This window comes from Actinosynnema sp., from assembly GCF_052038725.1.
Map to the genome: position 1 here is coordinate 1 of NZ_JBQGCX010000730.1, position 1,622 is coordinate 1,622.

2 protein-coding genes are annotated in these 1,622 nt (G+C 74.8%); one reads left to right on the plus strand and one right to left on the minus strand.

What is annotated here, in order from left to right; translation table 11 throughout:
* Positions 1–1,201, plus strand: a 1,201-nt coding sequence (locus tag ACTUAL_RS15145) for a flavin-containing monooxygenase (protein ID WP_440900701.1), incomplete at its 5' end; no start/stop codon positions are given.
* Here the strand turns inward: ACTUAL_RS15145 and ACTUAL_RS15150 are convergent.
* A partial coding sequence (locus ACTUAL_RS15150) for a molybdopterin cofactor-binding domain-containing protein (protein ID WP_440900702.1) occupies positions 1,191–1,622 on the minus strand: 432 nt, incomplete at its 5' end. The genes ACTUAL_RS15145 and ACTUAL_RS15150 overlap by 11 nt on opposite strands.

A 1,622-nucleotide genomic window follows, 5' to 3' on the forward strand; every position in this document is an offset into this window, starting at 1 on the left:
CGGGGCGATCCGGGACTACCTCGGCGACACCGCGGCGCGCTCCGGCGTGACGGACCGGATCCGGTTGCGGCACCGGGTGTCCCGCGCCGAGTGGTCGAGCGCGGACAACCGCTGGGTGGTGCACGCCGAGCACGACGGCGAACCGGTCGTGCTCACCTGCGACTTCCTGCACCTGTGCGCGGGCTACTACCGGTACGACCGGGGCTACCGGCCGGACTTCCCCGGACTCGCGGACTTCGGCGGCCGGGTGGTGCACCCGCAGCAGTGGCCGGACGACCTGGACTGCGCGGGCAAGCGGGTGGTGGTGATCGGCAGCGGGGCGACCGCGATCACGCTGCTGCCCGCGCTGGCCCCGAGCGCGGGCCACGTGACGATGCTCCAGCGCTCCCCCGGCTACGTCGCCTCGGTGCCGAACGACGACCGGATCGCGCGGGCGCTGCGCCGGGTGGGCGGCCACGGCGCGGTGCGGTGGCGCAACATCGCGCTCAGCTCCGGCCTGTACCACCTGAGCAGGCGGGCGCCGAAGCTGGTGAAGCGGTTGCTGCTCAAGGACGTCGCGCGCAGGCTGCCCGCGAACTACCCGGTGCGCGAGCACTTCGCGCCGCGCTACGACCCGTGGGACCAGCGGTTGTGCGTCGCCCCGGACGGCGACCTGTTCACCGCGATCAGCAGCGGCCGGGCGTCCGTGGTGACGGACCGGATCGCCCGCTTCACCCGCACCGGGATCGAGCTGGCGTCGGGCCGGGAGCTGCCCGCCGACGTGGTGGTGACGGCGACCGGGCTGAACCTGCTGCCGCTGGGCGGGATCGACCTGGTGGTGGACGGCGAGCCGGTGCGCCTGCCGGACAAGCTGGTGTACCGGGGCACGATGCTCAGCGACGTGCCGAACCTGGTGTTCACGGTCGGCTACACGAACGCCTCGTGGACGCTCAAGGCCGACCTGGTGAGCGAGTTCCTGGTGCGGGTGCTGCGGCACATGGCCGAGCACGGCTACCGCAGGTGCGCGCCGCACACCGACAACGCGGGGATGGCGACCCGGCCGCTGCTGGACCTCTCCGCCGGGTACGTGCGGCGGTCGGTGCACGAGTTCCCGAGGGCGGGCGCGGAGGGGCCGTGGAAGCCGGTGCGGGGCTACCTGCCGGACATCGTGTCGCTGCGGCACCGCCCGGTGGCGGACGGGGCGCTGGTGTTCACGGCGTGATCCCCCGCGCGTCGCGCAGCGCCGCCCACACCCGGTCGCGGCGCAGCGGGAGCCGGGTGAAGCGGACGCCGGTGGCGTCGCGGAGGGCGTTGGCCAGCGCGGGCGCGACCGGGTTGACCGGGCTCTCGCTCATCGACTTGGCCCCGAGCGGCCCGTAGGCGTCGCCGTTGTCGCTGAACCACACCTCGGTCCTGGGCACGTCCGCGAACGCGGGCACCCGGTAGCGGCGGAGCACGTCGGTGGCGACCGCCCCGGTGGCGTCGAGCAGCACCTCCTCGAACAGCGCCGCGCCGATCCCCTGCGCGACCCCGCCCTCGACCTGTCCCCGGCACTGCAGCGGGTTCACCACGCGCCCGGCGTCGGCGGCGTGCGCGCTGCGCAGCACCCGGACCTCCCCGGTGTCCGGGTCGACGGCGACGGC